Annotated in this window: 13 protein-coding genes and 1 tRNA gene; all 14 read left to right on the plus strand. The window is 62.3% G+C overall.

What is annotated here, in order from left to right:
* Window positions 1–48: 48 nt before the first annotated feature.
* The 14 genes from rpmG (at window position 49) to rpsJ (ending at window position 15,295) form a co-directional block, all read left to right on the plus strand.
* Window positions 49–201, plus strand: a complete 153-nt coding sequence (rpmG, locus tag AB1792_10540) for a 50S ribosomal protein L33 (protein MEW5702653.1) — start codon at window positions 49–51, stop codon at window positions 199–201.
* Window positions 202–261: 60 nt separating this feature from the next.
* Window positions 262–338 (plus strand) — tRNA-Trp (locus AB1792_10545).
* 19 nt (window positions 339–357) lie between these two features.
* Window positions 358–555, plus strand: coding sequence for a preprotein translocase subunit SecE (gene secE, locus AB1792_10550; GenBank protein MEW5702654.1), 198 nt, complete (start codon window positions 358–360; stop codon window positions 553–555).
* Window positions 552–1,088, plus strand: a complete 537-nt coding sequence (nusG, locus tag AB1792_10555) for a transcription termination/antitermination protein NusG (protein MEW5702655.1) — start codon at window positions 552–554, stop codon at window positions 1,086–1,088. Before secE ends, nusG begins: the two co-directional genes overlap by 4 nt.
* A 43-nt stretch (window positions 1,089–1,131) precedes the next feature.
* The gene (gene rplK / locus AB1792_10560) at window positions 1,132–1,557 is read left to right on the plus strand and encodes a 50S ribosomal protein L11 (protein ID MEW5702656.1); all 426 of its coding nucleotides are present in this window, start codon (window positions 1,132–1,134) and stop codon (window positions 1,555–1,557) included.
* Between the two features lie 28 nt (window positions 1,558–1,585).
* Window positions 1,586–2,290: a 50S ribosomal protein L1 gene (gene rplA / locus AB1792_10565; protein MEW5702657.1), complete on the plus strand. Its 705-nt coding sequence runs from the start codon at window positions 1,586–1,588 to the stop codon at window positions 2,288–2,290.
* A 102-nt stretch (window positions 2,291–2,392) separates the two neighbouring features.
* Window positions 2,393–2,923: a 50S ribosomal protein L10 gene (gene rplJ / locus AB1792_10570; protein ID MEW5702658.1), complete on the plus strand. Its 531-nt coding sequence runs from the start codon at window positions 2,393–2,395 to the stop codon at window positions 2,921–2,923.
* Between the two features lie 65 nt (window positions 2,924–2,988).
* A complete protein-coding gene (gene rplL / locus AB1792_10575) occupies window positions 2,989–3,396 on the plus strand; it encodes a 50S ribosomal protein L7/L12 (protein MEW5702659.1) in 408 nt (135 codons plus the stop codon).
* Between the two features lie 111 nt (window positions 3,397–3,507).
* The gene (rpoB, locus tag AB1792_10580) at window positions 3,508–7,293 is read left to right on the plus strand and encodes a DNA-directed RNA polymerase subunit beta (protein MEW5702660.1); all 3,786 of its coding nucleotides are present in this window, start codon (window positions 3,508–3,510) and stop codon (window positions 7,291–7,293) included.
* A 111-nt stretch (window positions 7,294–7,404) separates the two neighbouring features.
* Entirely contained in the window at window positions 7,405–11,496 is a 4,092-nt protein-coding gene (rpoC, locus tag AB1792_10585; protein ID MEW5702661.1) for a DNA-directed RNA polymerase subunit beta', read from the plus strand.
* A gap of 105 nt (window positions 11,497–11,601) precedes the next feature.
* Window positions 11,602–11,976 carry a 30S ribosomal protein S12 gene (gene rpsL, locus AB1792_10590; GenBank protein ID MEW5702662.1) on the plus strand — a complete coding sequence of 125 codons (375 nt, stop codon included), beginning with the start codon at window positions 11,602–11,604 and terminating at the stop codon, window positions 11,974–11,976.
* Window positions 11,977–12,018: 42 nt separating this feature from the next.
* The gene (gene rpsG / locus AB1792_10595) at window positions 12,019–12,489 is read left to right on the plus strand and encodes a 30S ribosomal protein S7 (protein MEW5702663.1); all 471 of its coding nucleotides are present in this window, start codon (window positions 12,019–12,021) and stop codon (window positions 12,487–12,489) included.
* A 279-nt stretch (window positions 12,490–12,768) separates the two neighbouring features.
* Window positions 12,769–14,856, plus strand: coding sequence for an elongation factor G (gene fusA / locus AB1792_10600; protein ID MEW5702664.1), 2,088 nt, complete (start codon window positions 12,769–12,771; stop codon window positions 14,854–14,856).
* 127 nt (window positions 14,857–14,983) lie between these two features.
* Window positions 14,984–15,295, plus strand: coding sequence for a 30S ribosomal protein S10 (gene rpsJ / locus AB1792_10605; protein ID MEW5702665.1), 312 nt, complete (start codon window positions 14,984–14,986; stop codon window positions 15,293–15,295).
* Window positions 15,296–15,325 lie beyond the last annotated feature (30 nt).

Here is a 15,325-nt window from a genome sequence, read left to right on the forward strand (position 1 = left end):
TCGGTGTCGCGGCGGTCTTTCGCGGCGTTGGCATCAGAGTGGGGGCGTATGCCGCGGGAGTCGATTGTGCTGGCGTGTGAGTCATGTCGCCGCCGCAACTACACGGTGAGCAAGAACCGGCGACTGCAGCCCGACCGGCTGACCTATCGGAAGTACTGCGCGTTCTGCCGGCGGCATACCGCGCACCGGGAAACGCGTTGATGGCGCAGCAGGCGATCAGGATGGACGGCGGTTGCAGCGGGCGCTGGGCGTGGGGATCACAGGCCTGTAGCTCAACCGGCTAGAGCACCGGTCTCCAAAACCGGGGGCTGGGGGTTCGAGTCCCTCCAGGCCTGCCAAAACAAAGGAAGAGCGATCGTGTCGGTTATCGAGAAGACCAAAACCTACTGGAACGAGACGGTTGCCGAGCTCGGCAAGGTGACCTGGCCGAGCAAGGATGAGGTCATCGGCTCGACGATCGTGACCATCTTTGTGTCGCTGATTCTGGGTCTCTTTGTGTTTGGCGTCGACCTGCTGTTGGCGCGCGGCGTGTCGACACTTCTGGGCATCGGATGAGCGTCGAGATGCAGTGGTATGTGGCCCACACCTATTCGGGCCACGAGAAGAAGGCGGCGAAGTACTTGAGCAGCGCCTTTGCCAATGCCGGTCTGGAGGACCATCTGGGGCGGGTGGTGATGCCAACCCAGGAAGTCGTCGAGATGCGCCAGGGCAAGCGCTCGTCCTCGATGAAGAAGTTCCTTCCCGGATACATCTTGATCGAGATGCACCTGACCAAGGAGACGCAGCATCTGGTGACCAACACGCCGGGCATCACGAACTTCGTTGGTGCCGCCGGGCGTCCGGTGCCGCTCCGGCAGGAGGAAGTCGCGCACGTTCTCGGGCAGATGGACACCAGCCGTGAGAAAGAGGTCACCGAGATTCCCTACAAAGTCGGCGATCCGGTCAAGGTCGTGGACGGGCCGTTCTCAGACTTTTCCGGGTTTGTTTCGGAAGTGAACATGGAGCGCAGGAAGCTCAAAGTGATGGTCTCGATCTTCGGTCGGCCGACGCCGGTCGAGCTGGATTTCCTGCAGGTGCTGCCGGCATGACAATCCGGGCCGGACAACACGACCCGGTCCTGACGAGGTACGGATGGCGACAAAGCCAATCACAGGTTACGTGAAGCTGCAGATTCCCGCCGGAAATGCGACCCCGGCGCCGCCGGTCGGTCCGGCATTGGGGCAGCAGGGCGTCAACATCATGGAGTTCTGCAAGGCGTTCAACGCCCGCACGCAGAAGGACGCGGGGTTGATCATCCCCGTGGTGATCACAGTCTATAAGGACAAGTCGTTCACGTTCGTCACCAAGACGCCGCCGGCGGCGATTCTGCTCAAGCGCGCGGCGAAGATCGAGAAAGCATCGGGAGAGCCGAATCGCGTCAAGGTGGCGCGTGTGACCGCCGATCAGGTTCGGGAGATCGCGCGTCTCAAGCGCCCCGATCTGAATGCTGCCAGCGAGGCGGCGGCGATGAGCATGGTGGCGGGGACGGCGCGCAGCATGGGGATCGACGTCGTCTGATGTCCTCCGCCGGAGAGCAAGGGGAGTCATGAAGGAGAGCAAGAAGCAGCGGGTGGCCAACGCCAAAGTCGAGCGGCAGACGCTCTATGCCTTGGAGCAGGCGATCACTCTGGCGTGCGAGGTGAAGCACGCCCAATTTGATGAATCGCTGGATGTGGTCATGCGGCTGGGGGTCGATCCCAAGCATGCCGACCAGATGGTGCGCGGCTCGGTCGTTCTCCCGCACGGTACCGGCAAGACGACGCGCGTGTTGGCACTGACCAAGGGTGACAAAGAGGCCGAGGCCAAGGCCGCCGGCGCCGATTATGTCGGCGGCGAAGAGTATGTTCAGAAGATTCAGGAAGGATGGTTGGAGTTTGACGCGCTGGTGGCGACCCCCGACGTGATGGGTATGGTGGGGCGGCTGGGGAAGATCCTCGGCCCCCGGGGTTTGATGCCCTCACCGAAGACCGGCAGCGTCACCATGGACATTGGGAAAGCGGTCACCGATCTGAAGGCCGGCAAGGTGGAATACCGCGTCGATCGTGCCGGGAACGTGCATTGCGCCGTCGGCAAGTCATCCTTCGGCGTTGACAAACTGGTCGACAACGCGCGGACCTTTATCGATGCCGTGATTCGGGCCAAGCCGGCTGCCGCCAAAGGGCAATATGTGAAGCGTGTGGCCATCTCGACGACGATGGGACCGGGGATCAGGATCGATCATAATCCGCTGGTGAGCGAGTCTAAAGCATAGGATAACCGGCCCGGCGGGGTTTCGCATCGCGCGGAACATTCCCGTCGGGTCCTTGTTGAAATCCTGCACCCTGTGGTTCAGGCGAGATTCGAGATAGAGCATATGCCGCGTCCGGAGAAAGTGCAATTGGTGGCGGAAGTCACGGAGCAATTCCGTTCCGCCGGATCCGTTTATGTGACCGACTACGCCGGACTGACGGTCGGCGACATCACCGAGCTGCGCAAGCAGTTGCGGGCCGCCGGCGTGAAGTACCGCGTCGTGAAGAACACCCTGCTCCGCCGGGCCGCCGGTGACGCCGGCTTGGCCGATCTGGTCGAGCAGTTCAAGGGGCCGACGGCGGTTGCCTTCGGACCGGCGGATCCCGTGGCGGCGGCCAAGATCTTCGGCGAGTTCGCCGCACGACTCGAAAAGCCGAAAGTGCGGCGTTTCCTTGTCGACAAGAAGCCGTACGCCGCCACGGACCTGAGGGCGCTGGCCTCGCTCCCCTCGCGGGGGGTCCTGCTGGCGCAGGTGGTCGGGGCGGTGGAGGGGCCGATTGCCGGTTTCATCGGGACGTTGGATGCCATCATCCGCGAGCTTGTCGGCACTGTTGACGCGATGGCCAAGATGAAGGGCGAGGCCGCCGAGGTGTAGCCGCGCGACAGGCGCCAAGGGGATATTGGGAGAAGAAGATACTTCATCATCCACCCGGCCTGCGAATGCGGCCGGCAGAAAGGACGAACGTCGTGTCCAGTACCATTGATCAGGTCGTCGGCATTATCGAGAATATGTCGGTGATCGAACTGTCGCAACTGTCCAAGACCCTGCAGGAGAAATTCGGTGTCTCCGCGGCCGCCCCGGTGGCCGTGGCCGTCGCCGCGGCCCCCGGTGGCGCCGCTGCGGTGGAGGAGGAAAAGACCGAGTTCACTCCTCATCTCGTCACCGTGGGCGAAAAGAAGATCCAGGTGATCAAGGTCATCCGCGAGATCACGGGTCTCGGTTTGAAGGAAGCGAAGGATTTGGTCGACAACGCACCCAATCCGGTCAAGGAGAACGTCTCCAAGGAAGAGGCGCAGTCGATCCAGACGAAGTTGCGCGAGGTCGGCGCGACCGTGGAAATCAAGTAGCGACGTTTGCCACGTCTCCATCCTGATAGTCTATGGGGGTCTGGCAGGCCCGGGCGACGGTATGCACCCTCGTGGCCGGGCCGGTGTGTCGTGACCTAGCGGAGGTTCGCCGTGAGTGAGAGTGGAAACGGGTCGAACGGCCGGCGTTCGTACGCGCGCGTGCAACGCGGCGGCGAAATGCCCAATCTGCTCGATGTCCAGTTGGAGTCGTACGCGGCCTTCCTCCAGCCCGATGTCCCCCCGGAGAAACGCAAGAAGGAGGGTCTGCAGGAGATCTTCCTGTCGGTGTTTCCCATCACCGACGTGCACGAGAACTTCCAGCTGGAGTTCGTTCAATACAGCGTGGGGCGGCCGCGCTACTCGCTCTCCGAGTGCAAAGAGCGCAACATGACGTATGCCGCGCCGCTGAAGGCGACCTTGCGGCTCATCAGCAAGGAGGCCGACGCGGTCACCGGGGCGAAGAAGGTCAAGGACGTCCTCGAACAGGACGTGTTTCTCGGCGAGCTGCCGCTGATCGCGCCGCGCGGGACCTTCATCATCCACGGTGCCGAGCGCGTGATCGTCAGCCAGTTGCACCGTTCCCCCGGCGTCTTCTTCGACGAAGCGATCCACGCCAATGGCAAGCGGTTGTACCAGGCACGCATCATTCCCTTCCGCGGCTCCTGGGTCGAGTTCAATCTCGACATCAACGACGTGCTGTACGTGCACATCGACTCCCGGCGCAAGATCCCGGTGACGACGCTGCTGCGGGCCCTGGGGATCTCCACCGACGAAGAGCTGTTGGCCAAGTTCTACCCGTTGGAAACGATCGAGGGGATCAATCGCAAGTGGGCCAAGGCCACCGGGAAGGTCTCCGCGGAGAGTATCGTCGATGAATCGACCGGTGAAGTGCTTCTGGCGGCGGGGGATCTGATCACGGAGGAACACGTGACCCGCCTGAAACAGTATGAGCTCGGCAACCTCCGAGTTCTGGCGGTCGACGCCACCAGCGACGCCCTGGTCATCCCGAACACGTTGAAGAAGGACCCGACCCGGTCGCGGGAAGAGGCGCTGTTCAAGATCTACAGTCTGCTGCGTCCGGGCGAGCCGCCCTCGATGGAGACCGCCGAGGGCCTGTTGGAGCGTTTGTTCTTCAACACGAAGCGCTACGACCTCGGTGAGGTCGGTCGCTACATGATCAACCAGCGGCTCGGGCGCGATGTGCCTCTGTCCCGGACGGTGCTGGCTCCGGAGGACTTCGAAGCCATTGTGGCCTATCTGATCCGGCTGCGCAACGGCGATGGGTTTGTCGATGACATCGACCATCTGGGGAACCGACGGGCGCGGTCGGTCGGCGAGCTTCTGTCGAATCTCTTTTCCGTGGGGCTCTCGCGCATTGCGCGGACGATCCGTGAGCGCCTGTCTCTCAAGGATACCGAGGCGATCACGCCGCACGATCTGGTCAATGCCCGCACCGTCTCGGCGGTGATCGATACATTCTTCGGTTCCTCGCAACTGTCGCAGTTCATGGACCAGACCAACCCATTGGCTGAACTGACGCACAAGCGTCGCCTGTCGGCGCTGGGTCCGGGCGGTCTGACCCGCGAGCGGGCGGCCTTTGAAGTGCGCGACGTGCACCATACCCACTATGGCCGCATGTGTCCCATCGAGACGCCGGAGGGGCCGAACATCGGTCTGATTGCCTCCCTGGCGACTTTTGCCCGGATCAACCGCTATGGGTTCTTGGAAACGCCATACCGCCGCGTGAAGAATGGGATCGTCACCGACGAAATCGTCTTCCTGACCGCCGATGAGGAGGACAAGTATCACATTGCCCAGGCCAATGAAGTGATCGACGAGAAGGGGCGGTTCCAGAGCGACCTGGTGCGGGCACGGCAACGCAGTGATTTTCCGATGGTGTCTCCCGCCGACGTCGACTTCATGGACGTGGCGCCGGAGCAACTGGTGTCCGTCGCCGCCTCGCTCATTCCGTTCCTCGAGCACGACGACGCGAACCGGGCCTTGATGGGATCGAACATGCAACGGCAGGCGGTCCCGCTGCTGAGGGCCGAGGCGCCGATCGTGGGCACCGGGATTGAAGGACGCGTCGCCCGTGATGCCGGCGTGGCGGTCATCGCCAAACACAGCGGGGTGGTGGAGGAGGTCGATGCCGAACAGATCGTGATCCGTCCCAAGGGGCGGGTGGGCGCCGGTGAACTCGGGTTTGAGGGGCCGGAAACCTATCTGCTGGCGAAGTACGAACGCTCCAATCAGGACACCTGCATCCATTTCAAGCCGCGCGTCCATCTGGGCCAGAAGATCGAGGCCGGCGACGTGATCGCCGACGGTCCGGCCGTCGAGAATGGCGAGTTGGCGCTGGGGTCCAACGTGCTGGTGGCGTTCATGCCCTGGCGCGGTTTCAACTTCGAGGATGCCATCATCGTCTCCGAGCGCCTGATCCATACCGACGTCTTCACCTCGATCCACATCGAGCAGTTCGAGCTGCAGGTGCGGGACACCAAGCGCGGCAGTGAGGAGATCACGCGCGAGATCCCCAATGTCTCCGAGGAAGTCCTGATGAACCTCGATGAGCAGGGGGTCGTGCGGATCGGCGCCGAGGTGGAGGCCGGCGATATCCTCGTCGGTAAGGTGACGCCCAAAGGGGAGACCGAGCTGTCACCCGAGGAGCGACTTCTGCGCGCGATCTTCGGCGAGAAGGCGGGGGATGTCAAGGATGCCTCGCTGAAAGCGCCGCCGGGGATGAAGGGTGTGGTGATCAATACACGCGTCTTCTCGCGCAAGGAACGCACCGAGCAGGCCAAGAAGCGCGAAAAACAGGAGATCACCGGTTTGAAACGCCGCTTCGGGAAGGAGATTGATGCCATCCGGCGGCTGCGCAATCAGCGGTTGGCCGAGCTGTTGGAAGGGCAGACCGCGCTGACGATCCGCTCGTTGGAAGACGACTCGGTTCTGATCAAGGCAGGCACGCGTTACCGGGACGAGACCTTCAATCAGGTCGACGTCGCCAACGCCGTCGCCCCCGAGGGATGGACCGACGATGCCCGGTTGAACCGGCGCGTGGACAAGATCATCTCCGAGGCCGCGGAGCTGTTGAACCGACTACAAGAGCTGCTGAATATCGAGATCGAGAAAGTCATCCGCGGCGCCGAGCTGCCCCCCGGAGTCAAGCAATTGGTCAAGGTCGCCGTGGCGGTCAAGCGCAAGCTGGCGGTCGGCGACAAGATGGCCGGACGCCACGGCAACAAGGGCGTGGTCGCGCGCATCGTTCCGATCGAGGAGATGCCCTACATGGAGGATGGGACCTCGATCGATCTGATCCTCAACCCGCTCGGTGTGCCGTCGCGCATGAACGTCGGCCAGATTCTGGAGACGCATATCGGCTGGGGGGCGTGGAAGCTGGGATTCAAAGTCGCCTGCCCGGTGTTTGACGGCGCCAAGCACGAGGAGATCCGCGAGCTCCTGAAAGAGGCCAAGCTGCCGACGTCGGGTAAGACCAAGCTCTATGACGGTGCGACCGGGGAACTGTTCTCCGAAGAGATCACGGTCGGGATCATCTACATGATGAAGCTCTCCCATCTCGTCGACGACAAGATCCACGCCCGGTCGATCGGTCCGTACTCACTGGTGACGCAACAGCCGTTGGGCGGCAAGGCGCAGTTCGGTGGTCAGCGCTTTGGGGAAATGGAAGTGTGGGCGCTGGAGGCCTATGGCGCCGCCTACACGTTGCAGGAGATGCTGACCGTCAAGTCGGACGATGTCGCCGGCCGCTCGCGGATTTACGAGGCCATCGTCAAAGGCGAAAATCCACCGGAGCCGGGGATCCCCGAATCGTTCAATGTTCTGGTCAAGGAACTCCAGGCGTTGGGGTTGGACATCGACCTGGTGGAGAAAGTCTAAGGTACGGCGCGTGTCGCTGCCTGTGGTGTGCGCTTTGGAAGTGCAGGGGTTGCGGGTGACAACCGCTGCCGCTGATTGACCGCCGCGGAGGCGGGGCCCAGGGAGGAAAACGTGGCTTTCCCGGCTCGATCGCAGAAACGCCCATCGGATTTTGCGGCCATCCGCATACAATTGGCTTCGCCCGAGACGATCCGTTCATGGTCGTACGGCGAGGTCACCAAGCCGGAGACGATCAATTACCGGTCGTTCAAACCGGAGCGTGATGGTCTGTTCTGCGAGCGCATCTTCGGCCCGGTCAAGGACTGGGAGTGCAACTGCGGCAAGTACAAACGCATCCGCTTCCGCGGGATCGTCTGTGACCGTTGCGGCGTGGAGGTGACGCAGTCGAAGGTGCGACGCGAGCGGATGGGGCACATCGACCTGGCGGTCCCGGTCACACACATCTGGTATGTCAAGTCGACGCCCTCGCGCATCGGTTACCTGCTCGATCTGTCGATCCGCGATCTAGAGCGCGTCATCTACTACGAGAACTACGTCATCGTGGACCCCGGCGACACGGCGCGCCGCGAGGGTGATCTTCTCACCGAGGAGGAACACCAGGAGCTGACGGCCTCCGGAAAGGAATTCCAGGCGGCGATGGGTGCTCCGGCGGTCGAGGCGCTGCTCCGACGCATCGACACCGAGGAACTGTCGCTGTCTTTGCGCGCGCAGGTCAAAGTGGAGACGTCGGCGCAACGCAAGAAAGACACCTTGAAACGACTGCGCGTGATCGAGGCCTTTCGCCAATCGCAGAATCACCCGGAGTGGATGATCCTGAAGACCCTTCCGGTTATTCCTCCCGATCTGCGTCCGTTGGTTCCGCTCGAGGGCGGACGCTTTGCGACCTCGGATTTGAATGACCTCTACCGACGCGTCATCAATCGGAACAACCGTCTGAAGAAGCTGATCGAGATCAAGGCGCCGGACGTCATCTTGCGCAATGAGAAGCGGATGCTGCAGGAAGCGGTCGATGCGTTGTTGGACAATGGCCGTCGGACGCAGTCGGTGCGGGGTGATTCCCGCCGTCCGCTGAAATCGCTCTCCGATCTGCTCAAAGGCAAACAGGGGCGCTTCCGCCAGAACCTGCTGGGCAAGCGCGTCGATTACTCCGGCCGCTCGGTGATCGTGGTCGGCCCGGAACTCAAGCTGCACCAGTGCGGCCTGCCCAAGAACATGGCGCTGGAGCTCTTCAAGCCCTTCATCATCATGAAACTGGAAGAGAAGGGGTACGTCCAGACCGTCAAATCGGCCAAGCGGCTGGTGGAGCGCGAGCGGCCCGAGGTCTGGGACATTCTCGAAGAGATCATCGACGAGCATCCGGTGCTGCTGAACCGGGCCCCGACACTGCACCGCCTGGGCGTGCAGGCGTTCTACCCGGTTCTGGTCGAGGGCAAGGCGATCCGTCTGCATCCGCTCGTGTGCGCCGCGTTCAATGCCGACTTCGACGGCGACCAGATGGCCGTGCACATTCCGTTGTCCTTCGAGGCGCAACTGGAAGCGCGCATGCTGATGTTCTCGACGAACAACATCCTGTCGCCCTCCTCCGGGCGGCCGATCGCCACGCCGTCGCAGGACATCGTGCTCGGGTGCTACTACTTGACCAAGGATCGGCCCGGCGAAAAGGGCGAGGGGATGCGCTTTGCCTCGACCGAAGAGGCGCTGATGGCCTACGAGTTCGGCGAGATCGGCCTCCATGCCGCCATCGAGGTGCGCTTCAACGGCGAGCGCATCAAGACGACGTGCGGGCGGCTCATCTTCAACGACGTACTGCCCAAAGAACTGGGCGTCTTTAATGAGGTGGCCACCAAGTCGAAGCTCGAGTCCCTGGTGCTGCAGGCGTACCGATCGGTCGGTCCGCACCGCACGGCCGAGTTCCTCGATTCGTTGAAGAATCTCGGGTTCTCGTATGCCACCCGTGCCGGCGTGACCATCGCCATCGACGACATGATCATTCCCCCCGAGAAGCGGGAATTGATCGAGGCCACGGAGAAGGAAGTCGCCAAGGTCGTGCGGCAATACGAGCGCGGCGTGATCACGAACGGGGAGCGCTACAACAAGATCATCGATTTGTGGACACACACGACCAACGAGCTGTCCGAGATCCTGTTCGAGTGCCTGAAGGAGGACCGTCACGGCTTCAATCCGGTCTACATGATGGCGGATTCCGGAGCGCGCGGTTCCAAGGAGCAGATCCGGCAGTTGGCGGGATTACGCGGATTGATGGCCAAACCCCAGAAGAAGATCACCGGGCAGATCGGTGAGATCATCGAGTCGCCGATTCTGTCCAATTTCCGCGAAGGGCTCACCGTGATGGAGTACTTCATTTCCACGCACGGAGCCCGCAAGGGGCTGGCGGACACGGCGCTGAAAACGGCGGACGCCGGGTATCTGACGCGGCGGCTGGTGGACGTGGCCCAGGACGTCATCATCAACGAGGTCGACTGCGGTACGATCCTGGGGATCAACATCTCCGCGTTGAAAGAGGGCGAGGAAGTCATCGAATCGCTGGAAGACCGCATCCTCGGCCGCGTGGCGCTGGACAGCGTGCATGATCCGATCACCGGCGCGGTCCTGGTCCAGGCGGGCTCTGAGATTGCCGAGAGCGAAGCCGAAGCGATCGATGAAACCGGTTTGGACTCGGTCCGCATCCGTTCGGTGCTCACCTGTGAGTCGCGTCAGGGTGTCTGCGCCAACTGTTATGGTCGCAACCTGGCGACGGGGGAGATGGTGGATCTGGGTGAGGCGGTGGGGGTCATCGCCGCGCAGTCGATCGGTGAACCGGGGACCCAGTTGACGCTGCGCACGTTCCACATCGGCGGGACCGCGGCTCGCATCGCCGAGCAGTCGCGGGTCGTGGCGAAGTCGCCGGGAGCGGTCGTGCTGAAGGATGTGAAGACGGTCGACGGCCCGGAGGGGCGGCCGATCGTGGTCAACCGGGACGGCGAATTGCAGGTGGTCGACGCCCAAAGGCGGGTGCGTTCCCGCTACAGCGTTCCCTATGCGGCGTCGCTCCTGGTCGGCGATGGCAGCATGGTCGAGCGGGAAAGCGTGCTGTTTGAGTGGGACCCTTACACGTCGACGATTCTGACCGACGTGCCCGGCATCGCGCGTTTCGAGGACATCATCGATGGGTTGACGTTGCGCGAGGAGCTGGACGACACGACCGGATTGCGTCAGCGTGTCGTCGTTGAACCCCGGGAGCGCGGTGATCGCATTCCGCTGCCGAAGATCATCATTCTCAATCCGAAGAACCGGGTGGAGCCGATCGCCTCCTATTCGATTCCCACCGGCGCGCACCTGGCGGTGCACGACGGCGATGTGCTCTCGGCCGGTGCGGCTCTGGTCAAGATCCCGCGCGAAATCTCCAAGACGCGCGACATCACCGGCGGGCTGCCGCGCGTGGCGGAGCTGTTTGAAGCGCGCAAGCCGCGCGATCCGGCGGTCGTCACGGAGATCGACGGCATCGTGGAGTTCGGCAAGATCGTGCGCGGCCAGCAGCAGATTCTGGTGCATGGGGAAAACGAGGAAATCAAAGAGTATCTGATCCCCCACGGCAAGCACATGCATGTGCACCCCGGCGACCGGGTGCATGCTGGCGATCGCCTGTGCGAGGGTTCCATTGATCCCCACGACATCCTGCGGATCAAAGGCGTCAATGAGGTGCAGGAATACTTGGTCAATGAAATCCAGGAGGTCTACCGTCTGCAGGGCGTGAAGATCAACGACAAACACATCGAAGTGATCGTCCGCCAGATGCTGCAGAAGGTGCGGATCGACTCGGCCGGGGACACCGACTTCCTCGAAGGTGAAGTGGTCGACAAGCACGTGTTCCGCGACGAGAACGAGTCGGTGCAGGCCGAAGGGGGCGAGCCCGCCACATTCCAGCCGTTGCTTCTGGGGATCACGAAGGCCTCGCTGTCGACCGAGTCGTTCATTTCGGCGGCCTCGTTCCAAGAGACGACCAAAGTCCTGACGGAGGCGGCGGTGTCGGGGAAGACGGATACGCTGAAGGGGTTGAAGGAGAACGTCATCATCGGACACCTGATTCCCGCGGGGACCGGATTGGAGACCTACCGCGGGGTCGAGATCCCGCCGGAAGAGATGCCGTTTGAAGACAGCGCGGCGACGGAGCCGGAGTTGAGCATCTTTCAGGAGGACATGTAGCGCGGCGTGTGCAGTGGAATTGGGAGATTGACTTTCGGGCTCAAGAGATGCATATTACAAGTTTGTGGCCGCTGAACGGCGGCCTACCGGAAACGTGAGGAGTCGTTGCCGACCATCAACCAGTTGATCCGTAAGGGGCGCCGCCGAATCGTGGTGAAGTCGGGGACGCCGGCGTTGAAGCGGAGTCCGCAGAAGCGCGGGGTCTGCACGCGCGTGTACACGTCGACGCCCAAGAAGCCGAATTCCGCCTTGCGCAAGGTCGCCCGCGTGCGGCTGACCAACCGTATCGACGTGACCGCGTACATTCCCGGCGAGGGACACAACTTGCAGGAGCACTCGATTGTCCTGATCCGTGGGGGGCGTGTCAAGGACCTGCCCGGCGTGCGCTACCACATCGTCCGCGGCACGCTCGACTCCGCCGGGGTGAATGATCGCAAGCGCAGTCGGTCCAAGTACGGCACCAAGCGGCCGAAGAAGTAACGGTGGTGACTTCGGCCGGAAGTCTTTGAGTGAGGAGAGTGTATGCCGCGACGCAAGTCGGTCGCCAAACGCGAAGTGCTCCCGGACCCGAAGTTTCACGAGGTCACGGTGACCCAGTTCGTCAATGGGTTGATGCAACGGGGCAAGAAGTCCCTGGCGGAGCGTGTGCTTTATGACGCTTTTGCGCTCATCGAAAAGGACACGCAGCAGCCGGGATTGGACGTGTTCAAGAAGGCGATGGAGAATGTCCGGCCGATTCTGGAAGTGAAGTCCCGACGGGTCGGAGGCGCCACCTATCAGGTTCCGGTGGAAGTGCGTCCGGCACGACGCACGGCTTTGGCGATACGCTGGTTGATCGGCTACTCCCGGGAACGGAAGGAGCACTCGATGGCCGAGAAGCTCGCGGCGGAGTTGGTGGCGGCATCCAAGAAGGAAGGCGCCTCGATCAAGAAGCGCGAGGACACGCATCGCATGGCAGAGGCCAACAAGGCCTTTGCCCACTTCCGTTGGTAGGGAACTGGGCGCCGCTGGAGGTTGGGAGGCGGCTGGCGATAGACAGAATACCACAGTATTCGGAGGAGCAGGTTTCGGAGTGGTCGGTTGGGGCTGCGGCGCCCGTGAATCCGGGGCCGATGAAGATTCGACAGAAACGAGTTTGGACCGTCACGCGCTGAATCGCATGCCATACCGTCACAATCGCGCACCTTAGGACCGGGGACGATCGGGCCGGTGGTCCCTCCACCGACCGAGCCGCTCCCCGCACGGTGATCAGACAATCCGGCGGGATTTTTTGTGGCCAACGGTTTTGACATCAAGAGGATCCGCAATATCGGGATCGCCGCCCACATCGACGCGGGCAAGACGACGACCACCGAGCGCATTCTCTATTACACGGGGAAGACGCACCGGATGGGCGAGGTCCATGACGGCGCCGCGACGATGGACTGGATGGAGCAGGAGAAGGAGCGTGGCATCACGATTACCTCCGCCGCCACGACCTGCGACTGGCGCGACCACGTCATCAATATCATCGACACGCCGGGTCACGTCGACTTCACCGTGGAAGTCGAGCGCTCGCTGCGCGTGCTGGATGGTATGGTGGCGCTATTCTGTTCCGTCGGGGGTGTCGAACCGCAGTCCGAGACCGTCTGGCGTCAAGCGGACCGTTATCATGTCCCCCGCATCGCCTTCGTGAACAAGATGGACCGCGTTGGCGCCGACTTTCTCGGCGCGGTGGAGATGATGCGGGAGCGGCTGGGGGCCAATGCGATCCCAATCCAACTCCCAGCGGGTGAAGGTGAGTTGTTCACCGGAATCATCGATCTGATCCGGATGACATTCCGTGTCTACCATGACGAGACCAGTGGGGCGACGTTCGATGATGTCCCCGTCCCGAAGGCGTTGATCGCCAAGGCACGGGAGCATCGCGAGCACATGCTGGAGGCGGTGTCGGACTACGACGATCACCTCTTGGACAAGTTTGTTCATGAGCAGCCGATCGCTCCCGAGGAGATTATTCAGGCTCTGCGCCAGGCGACCATCGACACCAAGGTGATGCCGGTCCTCTGCGGCGCCGCGTTCAAGAACAAAGGTGTCCAAAGACTCTTGGATGCCATCATCGATTTTCTCCCCTCGCCGGCGGACCTGCCCCCGGTGAAAGGGTTCGATCCCGAGGATGGTAAGGTCCTCCATCGCCGTGCGTCCCCCACGGATCCGTTCTCGGCGCTCGCATTCAAGATCATGACCGACGCCTACGTCGGACGGCTCACCTACTTCCGCGTCTACTCCGGCAAGGTGGCGGTCGGTCAGAGTGTGCTCAACATCGCCAAGGGCAAGCGGGAGCGGGTCGGTCGGCTGATGGAGATGCACGCCAACAAGCGCGAAGAGATTCAAGAAGCCGCTGCGGGACAGATCGTTGCGGCTGTCGGATTGAAAGAGACATCGACGGGCCATACGTTGTCCGATCCAAAGCACCCCATCCAATTGGAGCTGATGGTCTTCCCCGAGCCGGTGATTTCGGTGGCGATTGAGCCGAAATCGAAGGCCGATCAAGACCGGCTCACCGGCGCCCTCTCCAAGCTGGCTGAGGAGGATCCGACCTTCCGCATTCATGTCGATGAGGAGACGGCGCAGACAATCATCTCTGGGATGGGGGAACTGCACCTGGAAGTCCTGACTGACCGCATGCGGCGGGAGTTCGGGGTCTCTGCCAATGTCGGTCGGCCGCAGGTCGCTTACAAAGAGACGATCACGACGTCCAGCAACGTCGATACGCGGTTCGTGCGCCAGACCGGCGGGCACGGGCAGTATGCCCATGTCGTCATGCGGATCGAGCCCTCGGGAGCCGGGAAAGGACTCATCTTCGAAAATGCGATCGTCGGCGGCAACATCCCGCGCGAGTACATTCCGGCGGTCGAAAAGGGGGTCAAGGATGGCATGGCCAAGGGCGTCTTGTCGGGGTATCCCATGGTCGACATCAAGGCGGTGCTCCTCGACGGGTCATACCACGAGGTCGACTCCTCGGAGATGGCCTTCCGGATCGTCGGGTCGATGGCACTACAAGAGGGGGTCCGCAAGGCCAATCCGGTACTGCTGGAGCCGCAGATGAACGTCGAAGTCGTACTGCCGGAGGAGTACTTGGGGGACGTGATCGGCGATCTGAGCTCACGGCGGGCCAAGATCCATGGGATTGGCATCCGTGGGGGGGCGAAGCTGGTGAGCGCGACGGCTCCGCTGACCGAGATGTTCGGCTATGCCACGCGCCTGCGGTCTCTTTCGCAGGGCCGGGCCGCCTACACCATGGAATTCGCGCACTATGAGCCGTTGCCGGAGAAACTGGCGGAGGCCATCGGGAGCGGGGGTGCCGGGGGACGCCGCTGAGAGGGGCCCTGCGGACGAAAAATTGTGTTGCGGCGATGGGAATTGGTGATATCTTTATACTTCTTTTTCGCTTTCGCGAGGAAAAGAGCAACAGGGACGGATTTGAGAATGTGACAGGGGAGTGGGCTTGGAGATTGGTCAGAAAATCCGCATCCGCCTGAAGGCGTACGATCACTGGGCGCTGGACAAGTCGACGCAGGAGATTGCGCGCACGGCGATGCGCACTGGTGCCCGGATCGTGGGACCGATCCCCCTGCCGACCAAGCGCACCATTTACACCGTGCTGCGGTCACCCCATGTCGACAAGAAGTCGCGGGAACAATTCGAGACCCGGATCCACAAGCGGCTGATCGATATTCTGGATTCGAGTCCGCAGACGGTCGATGCCCTGATGAAGCTGGATTTGCCCGCGGGCGTCGACGTGGAGATCAAGGTTTGATCGGCGCCTGAGCGGCGATTCGCGGGACCG

It is taken from the genome of Candidatus Zixiibacteriota bacterium, from assembly GCA_040752595.1.
Lineage (GTDB): Bacteria > Zixibacteria > MSB-5A5 > WJJR01 > WJJR01 > JACQFV01.